General features: G+C 46.3%; 20 protein-coding genes. 11 read left to right on the forward strand and 9 right to left on the reverse strand.

All coding sequences use genetic code 11. The annotated features are described in order from the left end of the window. A partial coding sequence (locus QUA54_RS21595) for a two-partner secretion domain-containing protein (RefSeq protein ID WP_333416235.1) occupies positions 1-4,517 on the reverse strand: 4,517 nt, incomplete at its 3' end. Between the two features lie 1,065 nt (positions 4,518-5,582). Between QUA54_RS21595 and QUA54_RS21600 the strand changes: the two genes are divergently transcribed. The 3 genes from QUA54_RS21600 to atpC all read left to right on the forward strand — a co-directional run bounded on the left by QUA54_RS21600 (position 5,583) and on the right by atpC (position 8,656). Further along, a complete protein-coding gene (locus QUA54_RS21600; protein WP_333416236.1) occupies positions 5,583-6,488 on the forward strand; it encodes a PEP-CTERM sorting domain-containing protein in 906 nt (301 codons plus the stop codon). 126 nt (positions 6,489-6,614) lie between these two features. Then, on the forward strand, positions 6,615-8,072 hold the full coding sequence (gene atpD / locus QUA54_RS21605; protein ID WP_333190990.1) for a F0F1 ATP synthase subunit beta: 1,458 nt from the start codon (positions 6,615-6,617) through the stop codon (positions 8,070-8,072). Positions 8,073-8,248: 176 nt separating this feature from the next. Beyond that, entirely contained in the window at positions 8,249-8,656 is a 408-nt protein-coding gene (atpC, locus tag QUA54_RS21610) for an ATP synthase F1 subunit epsilon (RefSeq protein ID WP_006635885.1), read from the forward strand. Between the two features lie 90 nt (positions 8,657-8,746). Here the strand turns inward: atpC and QUA54_RS21615 are convergent, their stop codons facing one another. Continuing rightward, entirely contained in the window at positions 8,747-9,046 is a 300-nt protein-coding gene (locus tag QUA54_RS21615; RefSeq protein WP_333416237.1) for a DUF7734 family protein, read from the reverse strand. 407 nt (positions 9,047-9,453) lie between these two features. On the opposite strand from QUA54_RS21615, the gene QUA54_RS21620 reads away from it, so the two are divergent. Beyond that, positions 9,454-9,603: a hypothetical protein gene (locus QUA54_RS21620; RefSeq protein WP_333416238.1), complete on the forward strand. Its 150-nt coding sequence runs from the start codon at positions 9,454-9,456 to the stop codon at positions 9,601-9,603. 524 nt (positions 9,604-10,127) lie between these two features. Beyond that, positions 10,128-13,523 carry an ATP-binding protein gene (locus tag QUA54_RS21625; RefSeq protein WP_333416239.1) on the forward strand — a complete coding sequence of 1,132 codons (3,396 nt, stop codon included), beginning with the start codon at positions 10,128-10,130 and terminating at the stop codon, positions 13,521-13,523. 48 nt (positions 13,524-13,571) lie between these two features. Here QUA54_RS21625 and QUA54_RS21630 read toward each other — a convergent pair whose 3' ends face one another. Together QUA54_RS21630 and QUA54_RS21635 are read right to left on the reverse strand one after the other, a co-directional pair. Further along, complete coding sequence (locus QUA54_RS21630) at positions 13,572-13,844, reverse strand: peptidoglycan-binding domain-containing protein (RefSeq protein WP_333416240.1); 273 nt, start codon at positions 13,842-13,844, stop codon at positions 13,572-13,574. Between the two features lie 217 nt (positions 13,845-14,061). Then, positions 14,062-14,343 carry a peptidoglycan-binding domain-containing protein gene (locus tag QUA54_RS21635; RefSeq protein WP_333416241.1) on the reverse strand — a complete coding sequence of 94 codons (282 nt, stop codon included), beginning with the start codon at positions 14,341-14,343 and terminating at the stop codon, positions 14,062-14,064. A 149-nt stretch (positions 14,344-14,492) separates the two neighbouring features. Between QUA54_RS21635 and QUA54_RS21640 the strand changes: the two genes are divergently transcribed. Beyond that, entirely contained in the window at positions 14,493-14,675 is a 183-nt protein-coding gene (locus QUA54_RS21640) for a hypothetical protein (RefSeq protein ID WP_333416242.1), read from the forward strand. 56 nt (positions 14,676-14,731) lie between these two features. Here the strand turns inward: QUA54_RS21640 and QUA54_RS21645 are convergent, their stop codons facing one another. The 3 genes from QUA54_RS21645 to QUA54_RS21655 form a co-directional block, all read right to left on the reverse strand. Continuing rightward, positions 14,732-16,186, reverse strand: coding sequence for a hypothetical protein (locus QUA54_RS21645; RefSeq protein ID WP_333416243.1), 1,455 nt, complete (start codon positions 16,184-16,186; stop codon positions 14,732-14,734). Positions 16,187-16,456: 270 nt separating this feature from the next. Beyond that, positions 16,457-17,077, reverse strand: a complete 621-nt coding sequence (locus tag QUA54_RS21650) for a DUF3177 family protein (RefSeq protein WP_172188242.1) — start codon at positions 17,075-17,077, stop codon at positions 16,457-16,459. 403 nt (positions 17,078-17,480) lie between these two features. Then, the gene (locus tag QUA54_RS21655) at positions 17,481-17,717 is read right to left on the reverse strand and encodes a Calvin cycle protein CP12 (protein ID WP_333416244.1); all 237 of its coding nucleotides are present in this window, start codon (positions 17,715-17,717) and stop codon (positions 17,481-17,483) included. A 304-nt stretch (positions 17,718-18,021) separates the two neighbouring features. Between QUA54_RS21655 and QUA54_RS21660 the strand changes: the two genes are divergently transcribed. Beyond that, positions 18,022-18,177, forward strand: a complete 156-nt coding sequence (locus tag QUA54_RS21660) for a hypothetical protein (protein ID WP_333198031.1) — start codon at positions 18,022-18,024, stop codon at positions 18,175-18,177. Positions 18,178-18,459: 282 nt separating this feature from the next. Then, on the forward strand, positions 18,460-19,713 hold the full coding sequence (locus tag QUA54_RS21665; RefSeq protein ID WP_172188238.1) for an FIST signal transduction protein: 1,254 nt from the start codon (positions 18,460-18,462) through the stop codon (positions 19,711-19,713). A gap of 170 nt (positions 19,714-19,883) precedes the next feature. Here the strand turns inward: QUA54_RS21665 and QUA54_RS21670 are convergent, their stop codons facing one another. Next, on the reverse strand, positions 19,884-21,968 hold the full coding sequence (locus QUA54_RS21670; protein ID WP_333416245.1) for an iron uptake porin: 2,085 nt from the start codon (positions 21,966-21,968) through the stop codon (positions 19,884-19,886). A gap of 195 nt (positions 21,969-22,163) precedes the next feature. Here QUA54_RS21670 and QUA54_RS21675 point away from each other — a divergent pair, with 195 nt between their 5' ends. From QUA54_RS21675 to QUA54_RS21685, 3 genes are all read left to right on the forward strand, one after another. Next, the gene (locus tag QUA54_RS21675) at positions 22,164-22,361 is read left to right on the forward strand and encodes a hypothetical protein (protein WP_333416246.1); all 198 of its coding nucleotides are present in this window, start codon (positions 22,164-22,166) and stop codon (positions 22,359-22,361) included. A gap of 427 nt (positions 22,362-22,788) precedes the next feature. Further along, positions 22,789-23,091 carry a hypothetical protein gene (locus tag QUA54_RS21680; protein WP_333416247.1) on the forward strand — a complete coding sequence of 101 codons (303 nt, stop codon included), beginning with the start codon at positions 22,789-22,791 and terminating at the stop codon, positions 23,089-23,091. Between the two features lies 1 nt (position 23,092). Continuing rightward, complete coding sequence (locus QUA54_RS21685; RefSeq protein ID WP_333416248.1) at positions 23,093-23,716, forward strand: glycosyltransferase family 39 protein; 624 nt, start codon at positions 23,093-23,095, stop codon at positions 23,714-23,716. On the opposite strand, the gene QUA54_RS21690 is transcribed toward QUA54_RS21685, so the two are convergent. Next, positions 23,705-23,972: hypothetical protein (locus QUA54_RS21690; protein ID WP_333416249.1), on the reverse strand; the 268-nt coding region annotated here is incomplete at its 5' end. The two genes, QUA54_RS21685 and QUA54_RS21690, sit on opposite strands and share 12 nt — an antisense overlap.

Below are 23,972 nucleotides of genomic sequence, written 5' to 3' on the forward strand. Positions count from 1 at the left end.
CCGTAGGTTTGACTGCCGATTGTCTTGACATCGCCATTGAGTGTAGTTGTGCCGCCAGCATCTGTCGTCAAACTTGCTGCATTAACTGTTTGATTAAATGCAGTTGTTCCTGTAGAGTTAGCTGTTAAATTGCCGATCGCCTTTGAACTCCCAACTGCACCATTGAATGTAACATCACCAGTAGTCCCATCCACAGTCAAATCGCTGCCGATGTTATTGGAGTTAACAGTATTGTTGAAAGTAATGCCGTTGCCTGTGAGAGTCGGATTTTTGGCAATTGTCACAGCATCTCCGTAGGTTTGACTGCCGATTGTCTTGACATCGCCATTGAGTGTAGTTGTGCCGCCAGCATCTGTCGTCAAACTTGCGGCATTGACTGTTTGATTAAATGCAGTTGTGCCTGTAGAGTTAGCGGTAATATTTCCTAATGCTGTGGTATTGCCAACTGCACCATTAAATGTAACATTACCGCTCGCTGCGTTCGCAGTCAAATCGCTGGTGCCGTCCACAGTATTATTGAAAGTAACGTCGCTACCTGTGAGAATCGGATTCTTGGTAATTGTGACAGCATCTCCATAAGTTTGACTGCCGGTGGTAGTGACATTGCCATTTAGTTCAGTTTTGCCGCCAGCATTGGTGGTGAAACTGGTAGCCGTGACAGCATTAAATGTAGCTGTACCAGCACTATTGACGGTGATATTTCCTAATGGTGTGGTGTTGCCTATTGCCGATTTAACTGAAAAGTTTACTGTACCTGTTTCTAAAGTGAGATTGCCGCTGCCATCAATGTTATTGTTAAACAGAATATTGCCACCTGCTGAATTGCCATTGCTGACTAAGACACTATCTCCAACTAAGGTATTGCCGTTAATTGTGATATCTTGAGATTGGGTGGTAATATTGCCATTTAAGTTATTAGTTGTAGCATTGAGAGTAATTGAAGCATTATCAGTTCCCGAAATCGATTGATTCGGATTGACAAAAATAGTGCCTTGAGTATTGAAACTCACAGGATCTGGAAAAGATACTGGCAAATTCTCTACAGTGATATTGCCTGTAGTAGTGTTCCCTCCGAAAACAATGGCACTAAAGCCATTACGCAATGAGGATAAAAACGGTGCTCCTACATCGATCGCCTGTGGATCGTCACCAAGTCCAGCCTGGAAGCGGATTCCTACATTCGGCGAAAACGGCACAATTGAAAAAGTGCCTTTACCCTGCGCGGAACCTGCTCCCGAAAAGCCAATCTCATTGCCGCTAATGCTAATATTTCCTGTACCGGGCAATCCATTACCATCAATGCTATTTATCCCAACTTGATTGGGAGTTGCGATCGCGATATCTCCACCGGCACCGGAACTAGAACTAGAATTAATTACTCCTGAGTATGCAAAAATGTTGCCTGTTTTGCCGGTTAGTGTGATGTTTCCGCCATTGCCAGCAGTGGAACTAGAGTTAAGATTACTAGCATTAATATTGTTGGCATTTAGTGTAATTTGCCCACCATTTCCGGTACTGGATGTGGTATCAATTGCCCCTGCACTCGTATCAATATTGCCATTGTTGCTGGTAAGGGCGATCGCACGTCCGGAATTCGTAATATCGCCCGTGGAAATATCGCCAGTTGTGGTGATACTTATAGCGCCTGTGCTGGTAATATTGGCATTTGCATCTACTGCAAGTGCAGCCAAGGGATTAGTGCCACCTACAGGCCCATTAAAATTTACAGTGCCAGTAGTAATGTTTAATTGATTGTTGCCGTAAATAGTGCCATCAACAGTCCCGCCAAAGGTAATATATCCACTTTTCGCGGTTCCTGAAGTTGTGATGTTTGTAATGGATTGAGTGAGGATGACTTTTGTTGGGAAACTGATACTGTTACCACTTCCAGTTTGAGCAGAGGCATTAATATTACCACCGAGGGTAATATTGCTCGTACTCGGATTAAAAGTAATTGTTCCTGCTGTACTGCTGCTAGCAGTTGAATTTGTACTGGAATTAATCCCACCTGTTATAATGCCACCTGGAGCCGTTAGGGAAATTGCTCCTCCATTTCCTGACTGAGAAGAGGAATCTAATAATTTGCCAGTGGTGTCAATCGCGCCTATTCCTCCAGTAGAGAGGGTGATATTCCCTCCCGTACCTGCGCCTGATGAAGCGGAATTTAGACTAGCACTAATGCTACCACCAGTAGTTGAGACGGCGATCGCGCCTCCATTTCCTGACTGAGAAGCGGAATTTAGATCGGCAGTAATGTTACCACTAGCAGTGGAAAGTGCGATCGCCCCCCCATTTCCTGACTGAGAAGAGGAATTCAGAAAGCCATTAGAGGTGTCAATCGCGCCTGTTCCTCCGGTGACAGAGAAGGTGATCTTTCCTGCCGTACCTGCACCAGAGGAAAGGGAACCCACAACACCAGTAGTAATGTTACCACCAGCAGTCGAAAGTGCGATCTCACCCCCATTTCCTGATTGGGAAGTGGAATAGAGAGTTCCAGCAGTCGTGTCGATCGCGCCTGTTCCTCCGGTGACAGAGAGGGTGATTTTTCCTCCTGGACCTTGACCATCGGAATTCATAAAACCAGTAGTAATCTTACCACCAGCAGTCGAAAGTGCGATCGCGCCCCCAGTTCCTAATGATGAAGAGGCCTCCACAACTCCAGCAGTCGTGTCGATCGCACCTGTTCCCGCAGTAACAGAAAGGGTGATGTCCCCTCCCGTACCTGCTGCATTAGAATTGGAAAGAAAGTCGCCAGTATTAATGTTACCACCAGCCGTTGAAAGGGCGATCGCTCCTCCATTTCCTCCTGAAGTGGATTGGGAATTAATTTTTCCCAAAGAGGTGTTGATATCTTTGGTACTGGTGAGGGTAATACTGCCGCCGTTAGCAGTAAGGTTGGCATTGACTGATATTGCATTACTAGCATTTAACGCGATCGCACCATTGCCCTGATTAGCAATAGGTTGATTAACAATAATATTATTATTCGCTTGCAGCGTCAGGGAATTACTATTATTCCAAGCAACGGGAGCACTTACTGTAATGTCGCCTAAACTGGCAAAACCCGATGCAGTGGAAATAGTGACATTGCTTAAACCCAGTTGCGTTTGCAGCGTCCCGTTATTGATTGTAGAAGTAGCACCCGAGGGCGTAAATACTCCCCCTGCTGAAAAACTGTCGCCTGCAGTATCCGCGCCGGTGCTAATAGTGATATCAGTAGGATCTAATAATAAAGTGCCAGCAATCCCAAAGGTCGATCGCAAATCCACCAATCCTTGAAAATCCAGCGATTGCTTTCCCGACACTTCCACAAAGCCGCCATTCCCAGAAAACAAGCCACCTCTGGCCGTAATATTGCCGTTAAAACGAGTAGTTTCATCAGCCCAAACTATAACTCGCCCGCCATTCCCATTACTAACAGCATCAGCATTAATTGTCGAGTCGCTGCTAACAAAAGTCCGCAAAGCATTGGGCACCGTACCCAAACCCTGATAATCTCCGCCAATCAGTACATTACCGCCGCCGTTAATCCCAGAAGCATCGATCTTGCCCGCAATAACTCCTACTTTGTCGCCTAAAATATTTACAGTACCGCCAGTGTTGCCAGAGACGTTGAGAGTGCCGGATGCGATCGCCGTTCCCGCAGTTATCGGCACAGCAACATTCCCCGTCAACACAACTTCGCCATTGGGATTTACCGTCAAACCCGTTGCCTGTGCCACACCTTTTCCAGTCAGCAACTCCGGCAAAGATAACACTGGCTGCGTCCAATTGTTCGGCAGCGAGCTTTGAGTTGCTGTCGGCTGAATATCCAAACTCAATAAATTTCCAGCTTGAGTGATACGCACCAAATTGTTACCCGGTACGGCGCTGATGAGAATATTGCCGCTAGGCGCACTTAGCTGACCACTATTGACAACCGTACCTCCGACCAAAGTTAGACTTTGACCTGGTGTCACCGTCAAATTGCCTGCATTAACAATGCTTCCCCCTTGCAAAGTTGTAAACGCAAAACTGTTCGGCGTCCCGATGAAACTTGCCCAATTGTTATTGCCGATCGCACTAAACCACTGATTGTTCCCAAAACCAATCCCTGTCGCCGTAGTAGCATTAAAAGATCCAGGCACGTTCAGACTGGCATTCGGCCCGAAAATCATGCCGGCAGGATTCATCAAAAATAAATTGGAATTGCCGCCCGTAACTTGAATTAAGCCATTTATTAAAGAAGGATTACCCCCAGTAATCCGCCCCAAAATATTTTGAATACTGGGATTTGTCAGAAAGTTAGCCGTTTGACCTTCGTTGAGGCTAAACTGAGTAAAACTGTGAAAAAGATTAGCCCGATCTCCGCTGAAGGACCCCCCGGAAATGTCGTAGCGGTTGCCGCTAGGAGTAACAACTGTGTTAGTGCCGTCTGGTGCGGGGGTAATGGGTTGCGCGTTTGCCGAACCGGCCGCTGCACTCAGCCAGCCAACAATGAATAACCATCCGAGCAAATGTAGTCTGTTGGCTGTCATTGTGTTTAAAAATTGTGCTTAAAGTGCGATCGTATTTATCTATCCTATTTTTACTTCTACAAACTCCTCATGTCAATAGAATAGCTCTGTTTTTTATTACTGAATAATTTGGAGGTAAATCTGAAGTAAATGTATGAGTTGATAAGTAGGTAAAGGCAAAAAATTATAGTATCTTTTAGGGGGGAAAGCGTGAGGCTCGCGAGATACCAGCGAGTAAAGAAAGGTTGTCACCCGCCCTCCCCATGTAATGTTTATTTGTAACCACCTACTTAGGGGTTTTCAGTTACGTGAAGTACAGATATCGGGTTGCGACACGGTAATGCTGTGTACGTAATGTATTCAGGCGCGGGGCGAGCAATGAAACTTGGTTTCTTGTTTCCACTTTCACTGCTTCCATGAAGCAATTACCTTAAGAAACCGGGTTTATGCGTCCGGTAATTTTGGCGAAATCTGAGGCGGAACGCGAGGGTTAGGGGTTTAAAAAACTGGGAATATTAGTCAAAATTACGTAAGTATCGATCGCCTGTTCTCCCGCTTGCTTCCAGTGGCAAAAAACTCGCTCAAATCTCTACTTGCGCCCGCTGCAATGTTATGCTCCTCAAAGCGAGCAGCTTGCAGCCCGCTTTGAGGAGCATAAGACCGAACAGCCGAATTCCTCTCAGAAACTTTATAAGTTTTAGACGATCTTTACCAAAACTTTACAAAGCAGGAGTAAAATTTTTATGTATTTTTGATGAAAGCCAATATAGGCACGTCTTGCACTCTACTTTAGACGGTTACCGGAACGAAGTAAATGTAGTAGGTTGGAAGTCGGGGCAGGATGAAAATCTTGCTGTTACAGATTAAACTATGGCAATCTGGTGTCAGTGAAAACTCTTAGAAGAAGCACTCATTTATTCCTAAACACATTTAAGTGATACTGGTCGGTATGATTCACTGGTGTGGAGTCTCTTCTGTAGGTTTGACGATCGTCCTAAATATCGCAGGCTCGCGATCGTCTATTCGCATCACGGCAACATGGGATTTCCCGTTTTACTATCTAACAATACTGGAGGAATCAGGGTTATGACTACCTTAACGCTAGTCAAAAAAACATCTTTTACAGTCGCCAGCTTGGCAACCACAATCTTGCTCAGCATCTGCACGCCCGTCCGAGCTTTCATGTTTGGCACAAGCGGCATCCAGTTCGATCGAGATACCAATATAAACTTTACCTTCGACCAATCTCACGGCGGTTACCAGTCGAGCTTGTGGGTAGCCCAAGCTGACTCAGGAAACACTGGCTACAGCAACATCGCCAGACTGTTTTACGAGACTCAACCCTCAGATAACGGCGGCGCCAATGACTGGCAGGGAACCTTCGGCAACGCAGTCACCTCCGACAACGGCTCCAGCACTCAAACCTTCACATTTTTGCAGGATCAAATTTATGCCCTGCTGCTGTGGAGCGACAGCGGCACGGGCCAACCATTCGAGCAGTACGTCTCGTCGAGCACCTTCATGAACAGCCCCAACTGGTGGGCCGCCACCAGCCAGTTCCAGAGAAATGACTGTCTGGTGGCGGGCTGTCAGCAAGCCGTATTGGGCGACTTTAATCTCGACTACAACTCCACCGACTCATTTACCAACATCAACGGCGGTAATGGCCCTGGGCAATATTCATCGCTCACAATGGCGCAACTGGCTCAGGGCATAAAAATCTCCTTCGACGATGCCGGAGGAAACGACGCTGATTTCCAAGACTTCACCGTGTTGACTGAGTTAGCCCCCGAAACAATGACCCAACAGGCTCAGCGCAGAAAAATCTCCTTCGACGATGCCAAAAAAGGAAACGACGCTGATTTCCAAGACTTCAGCGTGTCGGCGGAGTTAGCCCCCGAACCAGTCACAGTGTTCGGGACTGTGCTGGGGATCGGGGCTTTGGCTGCAGCTCGCAGGAAAAACAAGCGAGGGCAGCAACCAGAAAAATGACTCTTAATCAGCCCCATTCAAATCTAAATAGTGCGTCTGTTCAGTGGTACTCTGAGGAATAGCATTTCTAAATGTTAAGAGTTTTTCCAATATCGGAAAAATAGCATCCTAACAAAGGCACTATTCATGGTATCCACCGCAACAAAAACGAACGTAGGCTACATCACCCAAATCATTGGGCCGGTTGTAGACGTAAAATTCCCAGGCGGCAAACTGCCCCAAATCTATAACGCTCTCACAATTTCCGGCAAAAACGAAGCAGGTCAAGACGTTTCCGTTACCTGCGAAGTTCAGCAACTGCTCGGAGACACCCAAGTGCGTGCAGTTTCCATGAGTACCACCGACGGCTTGGTGCGCGGGATGGAAGTAGTAGATACCGGGGAATCGATCCAAGTTCCTGTCGGAATCCCAACTCTCGGCCGGATTTTTAACGTCATCGGCGAACCCGTAGACAACCTCGGCCCGGTCAACACTTCCGAAAGTATGCCCATCCACCGCAACCCTCCGGCTTTCACCGAACTGGAAACCAAGCCTTCGGTGTTTGAAACGGGGATCAAGGTGATCGACCTCCTGGCACCCTACCGCCGCGGCGGCAAAATCGGTTTGTTCGGCGGCGCAGGTGTCGGCAAAACCGTGATTATGATGGAACTCGTGAACAACATCGCCAAGGCTCACGGCGGCGTGTCCGTGTTCGGTGGTGTGGGCGAGCGCACCCGCGAAGGTAATGACCTCTACAAAGAAATGATCGAGTCGGGGGTTATTAACGAAGAAGACCGCAGCAAGTCAAAAATTGCCTTGGTTTACGGTCAAATGAACGAGCCGCCTGGTGCTCGGATGCGCGTGGGCCTGTCGGCTCTGGCGATGGCCGAATACTTCCGCGATGTCAGCAAGCAAGACGTGCTGCTGTTCATTGACAATATCTTCCGGTTCGTGCAAGCGGGTTCTGAGGTATCGGCTCTGTTGGGTCGGATGCCTTCGGCTGTGGGATATCAGCCGACTCTCGGTACGGATATGGGCGACTTGCAAGAACGGATTACTTCGACTACCGAAGGTTCGATTACTTCGGTTCAAGCTGTGTACGTACCTGCGGATGACTTGACTGACCCCGCACCGGCTACGACTTTTGCTCACTTGGACGCTACAACTGTGTTGTCTCGCGGTTTGGCTTCCAAGGGTATTTATCCGGCTGTTGACCCGCTGGATTCTACGTCTACGATGTTGCAAGTTAGCGTTGTCGGCGAAGAGCACTATGGTGTTGCTCGTCAGGTGCAGTCTACTCTGCAACGCTATAAGGAATTGCAAGACATTATTGCAATTTTGGGCTTGGACGAGCTGTCGGAAGATGACCGCTTGACCGTTTCTCGCGCTCGCAAAATTGAACGTTTCTTGTCTCAACCGTTCTTTGTGGCCGAAGTGTTCACCGGTTCCCCCGGCAAATACGTCAAGCTGGCAGACACCATTAAGGGCTTCCAGATGATTTTGGCTGGCGAACTTGACGAATTACCGGAACAAGCTTTCTATTTGGTGGGCGATATCAACGAGGCGATCGCCAAAGCTGAAAAAATGAAAGCTGACGCCAAGTAATTTTAGTCATTAGTCAGTAGTCAGTAGTCATTAGTCAGTAGTTATTAGTTATTTGTTATTAGTTATGGGTTATTGGTAACAACTGGCAACTGATAACTGACAACTGACAACTGACAACTGACAACTGACAACTGATAACTGACAACTGACAACTGACAACTGACAACTGACAATTTATGACATTAACTGTGCGCGTAGTTGCCCCAGACAAAACTGTTTGGGATTCTAATGCTGAAGAAGTAATTCTGCCGAGCACCACAGGCCAATTGGGTATTTTAAGCGGTCACGCTCCAATGTTGACAGCTTTGGATACCGGAGTGATGCGCGTCCGTCCCGGCAAGGAATGGGTGTCTATTGCTCTGATGGGCGGCTTTGCAGAAATCCAAGAAAACAAAGTTACTATTCTTGTCAACGGCGCTGAAAAAGGCGAAACCATTGATAAAGAAGCTGCTCGTACTGCTTACACCGAAGCAGAAGCTCGTTTGGAAAAGGCTACTAGCGGCACTTTGCAAGAGCAAATTCAAGCCAAGCAAGCTATCAAACGCGCGAGAGCTCGTTTCCAAGCTGCCGGCGGCACGCTCTAGCTCTAAGGGTAGGAACACGGCTGGCTTTTGTAGGGACACAACAATGTTGTGTCCCTGCTGTTTTCTTCGCGTTGTATCCCTACTGTTTTGCTAAACTCCCGCCTCAGACAAGAGAGATTGCATTGTTTCCCAAGATAACCCCTGCTGAAGATAGCGGGGGTTATTTGGATTGTAGGGGCTCTCCAGCCGATCGACACTGACAATTTTTGCTTCCTCCGGCAAAACAGGAACCTCAGGATCGAAAGCGGTCGATCGCGTCAAAGAGCTAGAAAAGCCTTTAAAAATAGCAATTTCATCGAATTCGCCGTCAATTTCGGCCTTGACGATTAAAACTTCGTGCGATCGTTTTACCGTGTATTGTTCCAAGCGGCGAGCAATAGAGTCAGCCATAGCAAATCTCACTTTCCTGAAATCTGCTATAATATAGCTTAATTTTGCGGCTGATTTCAGGAACAGCGAGCCAAGATTTTATTCTTAATTCAACCGTTTTTTATAGCAGGAAGTAAGCGTACATAATATAATTGCTATAAAAAAATAAACTATTTGAATCAGGGAAAACCTACTTGTCCGATATTTGATGAGCCATAGAAAGACTAGGTTTTAATTATCGTTGTTCCGTAAAATTTGGATTAAACAGCGTTTTGCTTGGGATATACGCTGCTTGCTATTTATGGTAGTTTTTTGCTGGAGATCAGCTCTGGTAAGTTGTAACTCAAAGCTAATAAATAACTGTTTACGGGGCGGGAATTCTAGTTAGTGACTCCATTTTAGAGCGTTTGGGCGATCGAGAAAAATATATGTGCCGATTTGTCGATCGAGTCACAGTAAAAGGCAAAAAATCTGCCGTGTCGGTGTTTGAAATTTATGATGCAGACACAGAACAAAACATTGAATTAAAACAGAAAACTGCTACTGAATTTCAAATGGGTCTGGAGTTTTATTTATAGCTAAAATTTAGTAAAAGGCAAAAAATATTCAAGAATATTTGCGAAACAAATCCTCAAGATAAGTTAGCAGCAATTTACTGTCAGCGCTCTCTGAAGAATCGAATGTATGGAGTGGCAGAAGGATGGTCGGGGATAGAAGCTTTGGATGAAAAGTAGGGATACGGCAAGGCCGTGTCCGGCGCGGGGAGTAGGACAGGGCATTCCCGTGTCCCTACGGTTCGCTTTGACTTTTAATAATTGGTATAAAATGGAGGATTATAGAAACGATATCAGATTTTCCTTCCGTAAGTTTTGTTTAATTACAAAATGGTTTAGAATACTTACCAGCGGTAAATCGTCGCTCCGAGTATTAATATCGTTTCCGGTTGCATCGGAATAATAAAATCTGGTCAACATTTAACACTCAACCATTCAGTTTTTCGACCCCTCCTTCTACAGTCAACAGTCAACAGTCAAAAGCAAACAATCATTCCGGTTGCACCGGAATTGATATAACTGTATCTTTATAACTCAAAATTAATGTTATGTCCACTCTTTCTCTCAAGCACTTAGTGGCAAAACTTTCAGGAAAAGCGACGCTGCAAACTGTACTCATAGTTCCCTTTGTCTTGCAAGTATTTGCAGCGGTCGGTATTGTGGGATACTTATCATTTAGGAACTCTCAAAGAGCGGTAAATGACCTTGCGGATCAGTTGATGGGGGAGGTAAGCAATCGCATCGAGCAAAATTTGAGAACTTATCTGCAAACTCCGCACCAAATCAATCAAAGCAAGCTGGATGCGGTGAAACTGGGTTTTGTGAACATGAAAGACTTGTCAGCTTGGGAAAAATATCTGTGGCGGCAAGTGCAATTATATCCTTATATCAATTTTACATCGATCGCTAATCAAGATGGAGAATATCGCACTGGCGAAAAGATGTCTAATGGCACTTTATTGATTAACGCATCGGGCCCGTCTACAAAATTTGGTTTTTATTCTTACAATACTAATGATACGGGCGATCGCACTACAGTAGCCGCCTCCGTTAAAAACTTCGACATCCGGCAGCACCCTTCCTACGCCTATGCGGCTCTAGCAATCAAACCAACTTGGAGTTCAGTTTATATATCCTTCCTAGAACCCACATTGATTCTCAGCGCGCTGCAACCAGTTTACAACAGCCAGAAACAGCTAGAAGGAGTATTAATTGCTGCTTTGCGTCTCGACAGTATCGGTCAATTTTTAACCAGCCTCAAAATAGGCAAATCAGGTCAAACTTTTATTATCGAAAGAAACGGCACGCTGCTGGCAACTTCCACACCCGAAAAACCTTTCCGCACCCAAAACGGTAAAAAAGAACTGTTTAAAGTGACAGAAAGCAGCGATACAGTAACGCAAACTACAGCTAAATATTTAGAAAGTCACTTTCAAAACTTGCAGCAAATTACCAAATCGCAGCAACTCAGTTTTGAGATAAACGGGAAGCAGCAATTTTTAAAAGTCCTGCCCTTCCAAGACGACAAGGGTTTAGATTTGTTGATTGTCGTTGTCGTTCCCGAAGCCGACTTTATGGAACAAATTCATGCGGGCAACCGAACTACAGTGTTACTATGTCTGGCAGCTTTGGGCATGGCAAGTGTGTTAGGAATTCTCACTTCTCGCTGGATTATCAAACCTCTTATAAAATTAAAAAATGCAGCAATAGCTTTATCTGAAGGACAATTTGACCAAACTGTCAAGCTCGATCGCTCCGATGAGTTGGGTGTACTTGCCGCTGCTTTTAACAGCATGGCAGCACAACTGCAAGAATCTTTTACTGCCTTAGAAACTAAAAATACCGAATTGCAGCGACTCGACCAACTAAAAGACGAATTCTTAGCCAATACTTCTCACGAACTCCGCACTCCCCTCAACGGCATTATTGGGATTGCAGAATCTTTAATAGACGGTGCTACCGGACAACTACCAGAATCAACAATTTTTAACTTAGTTTTGATTTCATCGTCTGGAAAAAGATTGTCTTCTTTAATTAACGATATTCTGGACTTTTCTCAGCTCAAACACAAAACTATAGAGCTCCAAATTAAGTCCGTTGGTATCCGAGAAATAGTCTCTGTAATCCTCACCTTATCTCAGCCATTAGTAGGCAAAAAAAACTTGCAGTTGATTAACTCAGTCGCTCCTGAATTGCCGCCAATAGCAGCCGACGAGAATCGCTTAGAGCAAATACTTTACAACTTAATCGGCAATGCGATTAAATTTACCGAAAGCGGTACCGTTGAAATTTCAGCAGCATTGGTAACGGGCAACGAACAATCACCGCCTAATTCCCAATTATCAATTACTGTATCCGATACCGGCGTTGGCATCCCCGAAGATAAATTAGAGCGAATTTTTGAATCCTTTGAACAAGCTGACGGTTCCACTGCTAGAGAATTCGGCGGTACGGGTTTAGGTTTAGCGGTTGCTAAGCAATTAGTGGAATTGCACGGAGGTAAAATTTGGGTATCTTCAACTGTAGGCGTAGGTTCCCAATTCACCTTTACTTTGCCCGTATCTGAAACTCAGCCGGAATTTATCAGCAGACAGCCGCATTTAACCGAGGGATATCGGCATTTAATCACTCCTGAATTAGTCCGCGAATCATCTATAATAAATTCTCAACTATCAGACAATAGCGACTTGCTAGAAAGTGAAAGATTAAAAATTTTGGTAGTTGATGATGAGCCGATTAATATTCATGTCATCATCAACAGTCTTTCTGTAGAAAACTACGATATCACTCAAGCGAGCAACGGCTTAGAAGCTTTAAATCTGATTCAATCAGGATTTAAGCCCGACTTAATTTTACTGGATGTAATGATGCCGCAGATGACTGGTTATGAAGTGTGTCGAGAAGTCCGCAAAAAATACTCGCCTTTAGAAATGCCGATTCTGATGCTGACGGCCAAAAATCTAACTACCGACTTGGTAGAAGCTTTTAACTTAGAAGCAAATGATTATGTAACTAAACCTTTTATCAAAAAAGAATTGTTGGCGAGAATTAACACCCAAATTCGCCTTGCTAAACTGAATGCAGCCTACGGCAGGTTTGTGCCGCACGATTTTCTAAGCTTGCTGGAAAAGCCGAGTATTATTGAAGTAAAATTAGGCGACAATCAGGAAAGAGATATGACAGTGCTGTTTGCGGATATTCGCTCGTTTACGGCGCTTTCCGAAAATATGACACCGCCTGAAAATTTTGCATTTATTAACACTTACTTGGGAAGGGTTAGCCCTGCAATTAGGAAAAATAACGGGTTTATTGACAAATACATTGGGGATGCAGTCATGGCACTGTTTCCTACATCTCCATCTGATGGTGTGCGAGCAGCAATTGATATGCAAAAAGAAGTGAATATTTACAACCAGCAGCGAGAAAAAGATGGTTGGTGTCCGATCGCGATCGGCGTCGGTTTGCACGCGGGCAATTTGATGTTGGGTACAATTGGTGAGCGAGAACGAATGGAAAGTACCGTGATTGCTGATGCGGTGAATCTCGCCTCTCGTTTGGAAGGATTGACTAAGGTTTACGGCTCGGGAATTCTAGTTAGCGGTGCAATTATCGATCGCCTGGACGAGCCAGAAAAATATAAGTACAGATTTGTCGATCGAGTAACGGTGAAAGGAAAAACAAATGCTGTGTCGGTGTTTGAAATTTACGATACAGAAACAGAGCAGAGCATTGTACTCAAGCAGCAAACTGCGGAGATTTTTCAAGAAGCTCTCAATTTTTACTACGAGCAAAAATTTGTTTCCGCCCAAAAAGTATTTCAGAATATTTTACAAATCAATCCTGACGATCGGGTAGCAATGCTGTATTTCAAACGCTCTCGCAAGTATCGGATGTACGGAGCGCCGGATGGGTGGTCTGGGGTGGAAACTTCGACAGAGAAATAGGGCGCGCACTGCACGCCCTACTCTCTTTAAAAGATGGTTGCACAAACTTTAAAATATAGTTGTACAAACGCCGAATTTATTCCAAGTTTTGGAACCGACAATGCCATCAGCAAGAATCTGTTGTTGCTTTTGAAAATTGATGACTGCTTGTTGGGTTTTCGCGCCGAATCCTCCATCAGTATTTACAGGAAATCCGCTGGCGTTCAAAAGCCGCTGGAGGTAGCGAACGTCTTCATTTTGAGTTACCGCATCGTTGCGTTTGAGTAGGGAAAAATAACGGCAGGAAGGTAATTCAATGCGAATTGCGTTTGTGGTTTGCATGGTTTGAGTCTCCATTGGTTGTTGGCAAGTTGTTTGAAAGCAGAGAAGTGCGGAAATGATGTTAATAGTCCTGGATACACTCTTGACTGGCAGAAACGGGGTTTCGGCTTCGCTGAACCACCAGGTTTTTTAGCGTTTCTGGGAGCGTAAAGGAAGTATTGCTGTGAAAAAACCCAGTTTCTTGTTACCCGTGCGCCTAGGATTAGTTAACTTGGATTTAACATCCGGGTTCACCTGCATCACAAGCGCCTAATAGATTCCAAGTTTGAGGGCCGACAATGCCATCAACAGCAATCTTATTTTGCTTTTGAAACTTGATGACTGCTTGTTCAGTTTTGGCGCCGAAGAATCCATCAATTGCTACTGGATATCCGTTTTTAACTAAGGATTGTTGGAGATAGCGCACGTTTTTATTGGCAGCGGGGCTATTATTTCGTTGGAGTGTTGGCAGTGAAGAGCAAATAGGTAATTGAGCGTAAATTGAATTTGTGGTTTGCATGGTTTGATTGGGGATTAGTGGTTTGCAAGTTGTTTGAACTTGCTATTCCCCAGTTGTAGCTGTGAGGCGAAGTGCTTTAACAGTCGCTTTTTATAGTGAAACTTATCTGGGGTAGCTCAGATGAGTGACAGCCCGCTATCAAATCCGTTTTGTTGAAAGTAATTGTCAAAGGCAAACAGCAGCCAATTTCCATTTTTTATCAATTTTTAGCATTTTTGCTGGAAGCCCCACACCATACCTGTACGGCTGTTAGTGCCGGGATGGATAGGCGGATTGACGTAGGTTGGAGAGTCAATCAATCTTGTCACGGTATACTCTATCGACGCTTGTAAAAGCTGAGTAACAATTTTTTCTGTAGAGGAGGCAAAAATACTGTATTTAAAGCTAGTTAACTATTTGAGCCAAAAGGGCGATCGGGAAAAGTGGTAGGGGGTTGGGACTTTAACTTAGAAGTGATATCGTAGTATCGGTAGATAGTAGATTTTCGGCTGTCAAACAATTTCAGAATTGAATCAATAACAATTTCTGTAACTATCGGGTTAAAGTCGGAAATAAAGTCGTCGGCGTTTAGATTGTTTTTAAAAAATTCCTTAGCTCGATCGCACTGATAGCGCATTTCGTCAAAGCCAACAATTTTCACAACAAACGTTGTCAGTGGCGAGTTCTCCAAATCTGTATTAGAAGTGCTTTTAGCCCGCCCATTTTCTAATAAATTCAATACTTCTGCTTCTAAATTACTTTTAAGTTCGTAAGGTTTCTCTATTTCTGGAAAAAAGCTTTCTAGGCGCACGCAGTTAGCAGATTGCTCCGGAATTCCTCCCATCATCATCGCCAGAGAAACATCGATCCCCAAACCCGAAGAAAGAGCTTCTAGCAGGGCGAGAGCAGCCAGTTTGCACCCCAAATAAAGCTTCGCAATTTCGAGATTGTACTTAGCAGTAGTTTCCCAGCGCTCATAGGTGCGATCGTCTGGATATCCATCAAACTGACGGAAAATTATCTCTGGCTTCAGATAACTCAGAAAACCTTCCATCTTCAGCAAAGCAACTCGGTAGTCGCGAACCGTGTAAAAACCGCAGCAGATGAGATTGTGATTGGTTTCCGGCAGTAAATTCCAGGTATTTGCCAAGAAATGGGCTGAACTATGGTGAGCAAAACTAATCACGTCCCGGTTAGAAATTCGCACAGCTTTTTTGACCGTTTCCCGCATTTGCTCGTCAGTCAAACTGAGGTTAAACAGGCTATTTGTTGCTTGCAAGCGGTCATAAAGGCGCTGGCTTACCGTTACTCCGGACTCGGCGGCCCGAAACGGAATTGTTGCTTCAATGCAGCCTGCAATTTGAAGCAATTGCTCGCGTTTGAGGAATGGTTCTAGAGCTTTTGCTGCTACCACAGCGCTGAGAAATTCGTTTTGTCCGGTGAAAGGATTGAGAACTTCGCCCGGTTTAAAATTGAATACCAGCATTACCATCTCGAAGATAGCATCCGCAGAAAGTTCAGATTTCTCCCGAATTTGTAGCTGTTTGTTAACCTCTTTTGCAACAGGAGTGATGTAGTAGCTGACGTTAAAGTTAATGCTGCGATCGACTTGCACGTAGACGGTATCGTGAAATAAAGCTGCCAAAACCTCGATCGCGTCTTCATCTCCCCCCACATCAAAAATATGTTCGGGAGTGTGAAAAAACCGCCATGGCCCCATCATCGGCTGAACAATCAGTTCGGCAATCCGAGCGAGTTCACTTGGTTCGACTTTTGCTTCTAGGCGATCGAGCGCCCAAATCAGCTTTTCTAAGCACTGTAAGTAGGCTTGTTCGCTATCCATCACAGTCTTTCCCAATAACATTGCTGTCAGTCGATTTTAGAGTTTAGATTTTAGATTTTAGATTTACTCCACAGATGAATTTGGGAGTTTGTACCTGAGTCTAAAATTTTTATATCTCTACGACAGGAGTCGTTTGCAAGTATCCGTTTTTGGGCGGGGTTACGTCAGCCACCACCCTGTTAGTTTGATTCTCTCGTAGATGCGCCCCGGCTTTTTTGAGTAGGGATTTTTGAGCTTTATATTGAATACTTTAGCTGCAATTTAGGATGCAAATACTAACTTAAAATCAAATTAATTTCCCGTAGCCGATCTCCCCTGTTTTCCTAGTCTAATTAGCACAAAGTATGACAAGTAAATTACATAGATTCCTAAACCTATCAGACCCAACAATCCCAAAAATTGAGGGTTTGCCGTAGCGTGAAACATTTGTTTGTACAGCCAAGGTGGATCTAACCAAACGCGGCAAAAAGGTTCGTCAATTATCTGAATTTGAGATTTAAAGGCACAGCTTAAAAAGGGAAGTTGAGCTAGAGCGCCCAAACCGCTATAAACAGTAATCGCCCACCGCCAAGCTGTAAAAGCCAGTTTCAGGGACGACTGCGGTCGATCGGCAATTTCTTCGTTTAAATCCTCCCAAAACCACAGACTAGCAGGAATCAAAGCCCTCCCAATCACCGACGACACAAAGCTCACAGGCATTGCAGCCATCATCAGGTAAAGTGTAATTGCCAGCAAACTCGCCACCCGCCAATAAATAATCGACAAACGGACGATCGCCTCAGCTTTTGCCAAAACAGCCCAAATCAGCACTACCAGCGGGATCGAAATTGTTAATAACACAGACAACCGGTAATCCATCCAGACTAGCGGTTGAAACCAAGGCCCGGTGGCTGCCAATAAAAGACTCAACATCTTTGGGAAAATATACTCACTTATTTGTCACAAATTTTACTACAAAAATGCTAAAAAATCAGCAACCTGAACACGGTCTTAATGTTCCTGTTGCTGCTACCTTTTCTAAGGTACTTGGCGCGCTTTGAAAGGTACTTGAGACACGATAGAGGGTCATAAGCTTGGGTTCAAACTGTTTATTCCTCGGATTTCCCATTCCCATCCCCCGAACCAAGGCGCGCGCAAGAGCAAATTCTTGTCTCCCTTGGTTCGGGGGCTAGGGGGAAGCTGGCGGATTTGAACCCTATGGGGATAGAGGGCAAATCTCGCCATTACCTAAAGGCTCAACCCCTCAAATAAAATTCTCCCGCGCCAAAAGTTAGATTTCGGCGCGGGAGGGAAGGCATTGAGCTAAATGGCTCGTTTATTCGTCGTAGATGCGGCACTCAGCAGCGTCAGGATTGTCGTCGCAATATTTTTCAAAAGAATTCTTAGGTTTGACTTGCTTTTGGTGGGAAGCTTCTGCTTGCAGTTCTTCAACTGCGTCCCACGCCGCCGCGCATTCCCCGGAAGTGGCGCCCTTGACGTCACAGACGCTACGAGCGCTTTCTAGTTCTTCTTCAATTTTTTCTTGGATGTTGCCTGCGGGTGTTGTTGTCATAAAACTTGTTGGTATGAAAGTGTAGGAGAATATGGTTGTCCCCGACCTATTTCTAGGTAATTTTAGCTTGGTCAATGCTTAGTGAGCTTGTTCGGCTAACCGCACATCCTTAACCCAAATAAAGATGTTTCACCGTTAACGACAGAGCAAGAGATTAGCGATCGCATCCGCTTGGTGTCACAACTCAAAAAACGTAGACCTCTAAAGTCTTAGGCTGGTCAACTGTGGTTTAAGTCTTAGGCTAGAAGCTAGCGTGTCTTTAGACCTGGGTCGTTGACCTTATCAAGTAAGAAAGGTTTTCTTTTTGGATGTTAGTTTGGGTTGGATTTGCAGTTTCGGTCTGGCGACCCCAGCTAATAATAGCTTGAGATGCGCTGCTGTTGCAGCAGCCCAGATAGAAACCATCCATAACTGCGATCGCAGCAGCCGTCTCTACTTCCTGCTTTACTCTAGCCCGTAGGCGGGTTCTAGTTGACAGGCATCAATGTAGATCAAGCCGACCTTACTTTTGATGAAAACATTACACGAGGTTGATGTGTCAAACTGTATTGAGCTTTATCTTTTAAGATTTAGCTGAACACGGCATTTAACACTTAAAAGATTAATCGGACTCTCATGTTAACTTATGTTAACACAACAACGGCGATCGAGGGGGAATCGATCGCCCAAGAATACCGTCCCCCCAGCGGTCAGTTCCGGTTAGCCTAATGTATAGAGATAGTTTTATAGAGAAGTTTGCCAGATGTACACCGAAAACCAAATGCAATGGGTCAGCGCTTTATCAACCCGTCCGTCTTTGGAATCAGCCCTCAAAGAAGTTGTAGAACAAACCGATCGCGACCTCGAAGGCCGGGCCGATTTAGCGCTGATATTTATCTCGTCTGCCTTTGCCAGCGAGTATTCTCGGCTGATGCCTTTACTCCGAGAACTGCTGCCAGTGCCGGCGATCCTGGGCTGCGGCGGGGGAGGAGTCATCGGCACGAACCGGGGCGGCCTCACCGAAGAAGTCGAGGGCTCTCCGGCAGTCAGCCTGAGTCTGGCGCGCTTGCCGGGAGTGAATGTCAGAACTTTTCACGTCGGTGCAGAAGAACTGCCGGACTTAGACAGTCCCCCGGATACTTGGGTGGATCTCTTGGGCGTGCCGGCCCAGGAAGAACCGCAGTTCATCATCTTTGCAGACCCCTTTTCCGCAAAAATTAACGATTTGCTGCAAGGGCTAGATTATGCCTATCCGGGTGCGGCGAAGGTAGGGGGGCTCGCCGGCGGGGACGGTGCGGGCAGGGGCGCGGCGCTGTTTTGCGACTATGAGCTTTACCGAGAAGGAACGGTTGGGGTAGCTTTGAGCGGCAATATAGTTTTGGAAACGATCGTAGCTCAAGGCTGCAGGCCGATCGGGCATCCTTATCGGGTGACGGAAGGAGAGCGGAATATTTTGCTGAAACTCGAAGAACAAACCGACGATAGCGGCAGCGGGGGCATCGAGCGATCGCCCTTAGAGGCCCTGCGAGAGTTAGTTCAAACTTTGAGCGAAGAAGACCGAGAATTAGCGCAGCACTCGTTATTTGTAGGCTTAGTCAGCGATGAATTTAAGCTGACATTAGAGCCTGGAGATTTTTTAATCCGCAATCTGTTGGGAGTAGATCCGAAAGTGGGAGCAATTGCGATCGGCGATCGAGTCCGTCCCGGACAGCGCATCCAATTTCACCTGCGGGACGCGCGCACCTCTGCAGAAGACTTAGAAATGCTGCTCGATCGCTATCAGCGGGCCGCCGAGTACAGCGGTACATCTAGTGCCGGCGCCTTGATGTTCTCTTGTCTGGGGCGCGGTGAAGGGCTTTACGGCCAGTCGAACTTTGACTCCCGACTCTTCAGCCGATACCTCAAAAACATCCCCTTGAGCGGCTTTTTCTGCAACGGCGAAATCGGTCCCGTCGGCGGCAGCACATTTCTGCACGGCTACACCTCGGTATTCGGGATTTGTCGCCAAAATTCATAATTTGTGAACTGTTGACTGTTGACTGATGACTGATGACTGTTGACTGATAACTGTTAACAATCTAAAATCTAAAATCTAAAATCTAAAATCTAAAATCGATCGACTGATGACCAATAACTAAAAGCGGCAGTCGCCTGCCGCTTTTAGCTTTAACTAGATGTCTGGAAACCTTAGAAACTAAAGGTAGTACGCAGGACTCCCACCCAGATATCGTCGTTGTTTTTGTTGTGTTCGGGATTCATAATCACGTAAACGCCCGGTGTCACTGAGATAAAGTCATTGACTTGGAAGCGATAGAAACCCTCTAAGTGATAAGAGGTGTTGCGGTCTCTGGCGACATCACTCTCAGTAACTTTTGGCGGTACACCGAAGACGAAGCCGAGGAGGTTGCCTTGGCGGCCAAAATCTGCCAGGGCCAAAGTGATAGCACCATTTTGGATCGTCGCGTCATTGTCGCCGCCCCGCAGTTGTTCAGCCTTGCTGTAACCGTACCAACCGCCAAGCTGAAAGCGCTGGCTCGGTTTGAAGTTAACCTGCACCCCAAAGTTATCTGATGCGGTGGGTGATTGACCGAAGGGCCGGTTAGCCAAAGAACTGCCGGTGCCGCCCATGATGCCAACATCGCCGGCTCGATTGTATTTCCGGTTGTAGCTAACACCAACGTCAAAGACTCGGCCCAGAGATAAGTTGAGCTGGCCCAAAGCGCTGAAAGAACCGGCGAAAATGCCCCTGCCCTCGGCTGGATTGGGAGCGTCGACGTCGGAACCAAGATAGGCTACTGTAGCTCTCACGGGGCCTAAGTTGTATTTGATAGCAGCACCAGCTCCTTCGGGGCCGCGGAACACTGCTGGGTTGTAACGTCCAAACCTGGAGAGAGCACCGGTGCCACTAGCTTCCAAGGGAGAAGTCAGCTCAGCAACGTCATCAAGCCTCAGTCCTCTCGGGCCGAACCAGACTGTAGCGTTGCCCGCTGGAAAGCGATACCACAATTGATCGAGGGAGAATTGGTTGCCGTCCTCGCCGTCGATGGCGAGACGACCCATGTTCGTACCGGTGGTAGTGGCTGTACCGTAGTTGGGGACGTTTCTAGCTTGCAAGCGGGTTCTGAGCAAGTCTCGACCGGTGAAGCTGGTGTTGAAGTTCAACCGCACCCGGTAGCCGAGGTTGGTGACAGTTTTGTCGTCGTTAAGGCCGACACCATCTCCGAAGGTGTCGCTGGCGATAAAAATGGCTTCTCCAGCCAATTTGGTGGTGGTGGAGAACTGGTTGGCTTCGAGTTCTGCGGTGCGAGCTTCTAGGCCGTCTACCCGTCCGCGCAGGGTAGCGAGTTCGGCTGCAAATTCTTCTTGCAGGCGTTGCAGAATGGCTAAGTCGTCTCTGGTGACCAAGTTACCTGTTGGTCCAATTAGCTTGGATATGTTGTCTAAGCAAGCGTTGACGCCGGCTGCAAATTCGTAGCGAGTCAGGGCGCGGTTGCCGCGGTAGGTGCCGTCGGGATAGCCTACGATACAACTGTAGCGTTCGACTAGGGATTGCAGGGCTTGGAATGCCCAATCAGTCGGCCGCACGTCCGATAGCTGAGAGACAGATGTCACTTGAGACATGGTTCCCGACTGTTGAGTCGGCTGTGCTTGGGGAGCAACAGGGACGATCGGGCCGCCCATTCCTGTCGGTGCTGTCTGAGCAATTTCTACCTTAGTAGCTGGGGTAGTAGCTGGGGTGCTGGCGACTGCTGGCACTTCAATAGTAGCTGGGGTGCTGGCGACTGCTGGCACTTCAATTTTCCCAGCAACTTCTGTCTGGCTGCTTTCCACTGCCAAGTCTGATGCTTGGGGCGACGGTTCGGCTGTGTCTGCTGCTGCCAGTGGTTCAGTCGCTGCTGCTGTGCTGGCGGGAGCGATTGGGGCTGCTGGAGCGATGTCGCTCCCTGTTGTTTGCAGTGCTGCTGCGCTGGTGTCTGGTTCAATTTTGGCCAGTTTTTCAGCGTCTGCGGAGTTGGCGACCGGGGTTTGAGCTGCCTCTGCGCTGCTGTTTAAAGCTAGCTTTTCTGGGGTCGCAGGGGCTGCTGCAACTGGTTCTGCAACTATTTCTGTAACTATTTCTGCAATTTTTGACTCAGATGACTGAGCTGTAGCTAGCTGGTTGGCTTCAGCGGTTGCTGGAGCTTCTGCGGCGATCGCAGCGGCACTGACGACTGATGATAGACCCAGAATTGCCGGGGATACTAGCAGTAAATTCCAAAAAGTTCTGTTCATTTTCCTCACACCTTCACACTCTATTCAACACACTCTATTCAACTCGACGAGCAGCAATTCCCAACTGCTAATTTTTGTGGTTGCTTGCCTGTTGACAATAACTGCCAAAAAAATAGAACCTATCCATAACTGTTGATTCACAGTTGATTCACAGTAGGCGTGTCTACTTCTGCTTGAACGTAGGGGGCTGGGCCCTTGTACCGCCCAGGCATCAATTCAGGTCAAGCCCACATTACCTTACGGTTGATTATACCATCACCTGCTAATTTCATCTATCGATCGCCAGATTTGTTTGAGTTGCTCTGCTGGCGATCGACAACTGCTTGTACGGGAGCGACCACAATCTGTCTCAAACTGACAACTGCCCAGAGTCCTCAGTTACGCCAGACTTAACAGACAGTTATAGGTAGGATAGTGGATGCTTGTCGCATCCCTTATACAGCTTTCGATCCTCTTATGTCAAGCTTTTTAACCTAACTTTAAACCTCGCGGCCCGGAAGAGGCTATTTCTCGCCAGGAGTCAGGAACTCAGGGATCGAGGCTGGTAAATTTACCTCTTCCTCCCCCAATTTCAGACTTGACTAATTTTAATTTTCTGATGCCCCCAGCAGTCGGGACTTGCCAGGGCGATCGCCCTTTTTGATACCGCCCGTCGGCGGGTTTAATTTCCTGCTACTTTAAAACAATTTTTTTGGGGTCTGGCAGTGGCAGCCAACTGAATGTCTATTAGGTGAAATTAAAATTTTGCGGCCTCGCTGTCTGGCGTTTCACAATCAGTTTTTTTTGGCACGGCTTCTGGTTCTCAAAGCACCTTTCCTCTGTGATTTATGCCACTGCCAAAGTATCCATTGATTTTTCTGGCGTTCATGACCCCTCAACCAGGTTTGAGGAAAGCAAATACTTAGTTTTAGGCGATCGCTCGAAGTTGAAAAACTCGGTTTATGAGAGAAAGTATCGCATCCAAGACGGTTCTAATTTGCTAACAGCACAAGTAAATGCCACAAGTTATGGGAGGGCGATCGAACAACCTGTAGATTTGACCGTACACTCGAAAATTCTATACTATGTTACCTTGATGCGCACCATCTATACTATTAGATTTATAGACACCATATATAACTGAAATGAAAAGTAGACTCCGGCTTTTATTAGTTGTATTATTGCTATTAGGAGTGTTCTTTCGATTCATCAACATCGACAAAAACTATTATTGGTACGATGAAGCATTTACTTCTATGCAGATTTCGGGATACACGCAAACAGAAGTGCTTCATGAAATAAGCAGCGGTCAGTTAGTAGCGGCCCAAGATTTGATGAAATATCAGCGCCCCAATCCGACAAAAAATTTTGGCAATACTGTTCAAAGTTTGGCAATTGAAGAACCTCAACTGCCTCCACTGTATTTTCTGACAGTCAAGTGTTGGGCAAAACTATTCGGTGATTCTCCTGCAGCGACGAGAAGTTTTTCAGTTTGGATAAGTTTGTTAGCGTTTTCTAGCCTGTACTGGCTGTGCCGAGAATTGTTTGCACCGCCGGAAATGGTGTGGATAGCCGTGGGATTGGTAGCAGTTTCTCCCTTGCACGTGCTTTACGCTCAAGAAGCCCGTCCCTACAGTTTGTTGCCGACGCTGATTTTGCTTTCTTGTGCGTCTCTGCTGCGAGCAATGCGGCTGGAAACTAAGCTGAGGTGGAGCATTTACGCTGTAGCAAATATTCGTGATTTTACACTCATTTATTTAGCCTGTTAGTTGCGTTAGGACACGATATTTATTTAGTAGAAACTCAAGGTTTAAGGTTGGATAAAAAGGTAGTAATTTACTTAATATTAATTGCCGTTTCGTTGCTAACATTTCTGCCTTGGATGAGAATTTTACTGTGAATAGAAGGGCAGCCGCCGGGTCAAAAAATTGGGCAAATCTAGAAACTACCCTGGGGGGGTGACGACCCGCCCCAAACCCATATTTAGTAAGGATTGAGCCAATTTGTGGTAAAAAAAGATAGGCA

This window comes from Microcoleus sp. MOSTC5, assembly GCF_036701825.1.
Lineage (GTDB): Bacteria > Cyanobacteriota > Cyanobacteriia > Cyanobacteriales > Microcoleaceae > Microcoleus > Microcoleus asticus.

Excerpts from the sequence above, each read along its gene's own strand:
- QUA54_RS21600 (WP_333416236.1), top strand. The coding sequence starts at position 5,583 with ATGACTACCTTAACGCTAGTCAAAAAAACATCTTTTACAGTCGCCAGC.
- atpD (WP_333190990.1), top strand. The coding sequence starts at position 6,615 with ATGGTATCCACCGCAACAAAAACGAACGTAGGCTACATCACCCAAATC.
- atpC (WP_006635885.1), top strand. The coding sequence starts at position 8,249 with ATGACATTAACTGTGCGCGTAGTTGCCCCAGACAAAACTGTTTGGGAT.
- QUA54_RS21615 (WP_333416237.1), bottom strand. The coding sequence starts at position 9,046 with ATGGCTGACTCTATTGCTCGCCGCTTGGAACAATACACGGTAAAACGA.
- QUA54_RS21620 (WP_333416238.1), top strand. The coding sequence starts at position 9,454 with ATGTGCCGATTTGTCGATCGAGTCACAGTAAAAGGCAAAAAATCTGCC.
- QUA54_RS21625 (WP_333416239.1), top strand. The coding sequence starts at position 10,128 with ATGTCCACTCTTTCTCTCAAGCACTTAGTGGCAAAACTTTCAGGAAAA.
- QUA54_RS21630 (WP_333416240.1), bottom strand. The coding sequence starts at position 13,844 with ATGCAAACCACAAACGCAATTCGCATTGAATTACCTTCCTGCCGTTAT.
- QUA54_RS21635 (WP_333416241.1), bottom strand. The coding sequence starts at position 14,343 with ATGCAAACCACAAATTCAATTTACGCTCAATTACCTATTTGCTCTTCA.
- QUA54_RS21645 (WP_333416243.1), bottom strand. The coding sequence starts at position 16,186 with ATGTTATTGGGAAAGACTGTGATGGATAGCGAACAAGCCTACTTACAG.
- QUA54_RS21650 (WP_172188242.1), bottom strand. The coding sequence starts at position 17,077 with ATGTTGAGTCTTTTATTGGCAGCCACCGGGCCTTGGTTTCAACCGCTA.
- QUA54_RS21655 (WP_333416244.1), bottom strand. The coding sequence starts at position 17,717 with ATGACAACAACACCCGCAGGCAACATCCAAGAAAAAATTGAAGAAGAA.
- QUA54_RS21665 (WP_172188238.1), top strand. The coding sequence starts at position 18,460 with ATGTACACCGAAAACCAAATGCAATGGGTCAGCGCTTTATCAACCCGT.
- QUA54_RS21670 (WP_333416245.1), bottom strand. The coding sequence starts at position 21,968 with ATGAACAGAACTTTTTGGAATTTACTGCTAGTATCCCCGGCAATTCTG.
- QUA54_RS21685 (WP_333416248.1), top strand. The coding sequence starts at position 23,093 with ATGAAAAGTAGACTCCGGCTTTTATTAGTTGTATTATTGCTATTAGGA.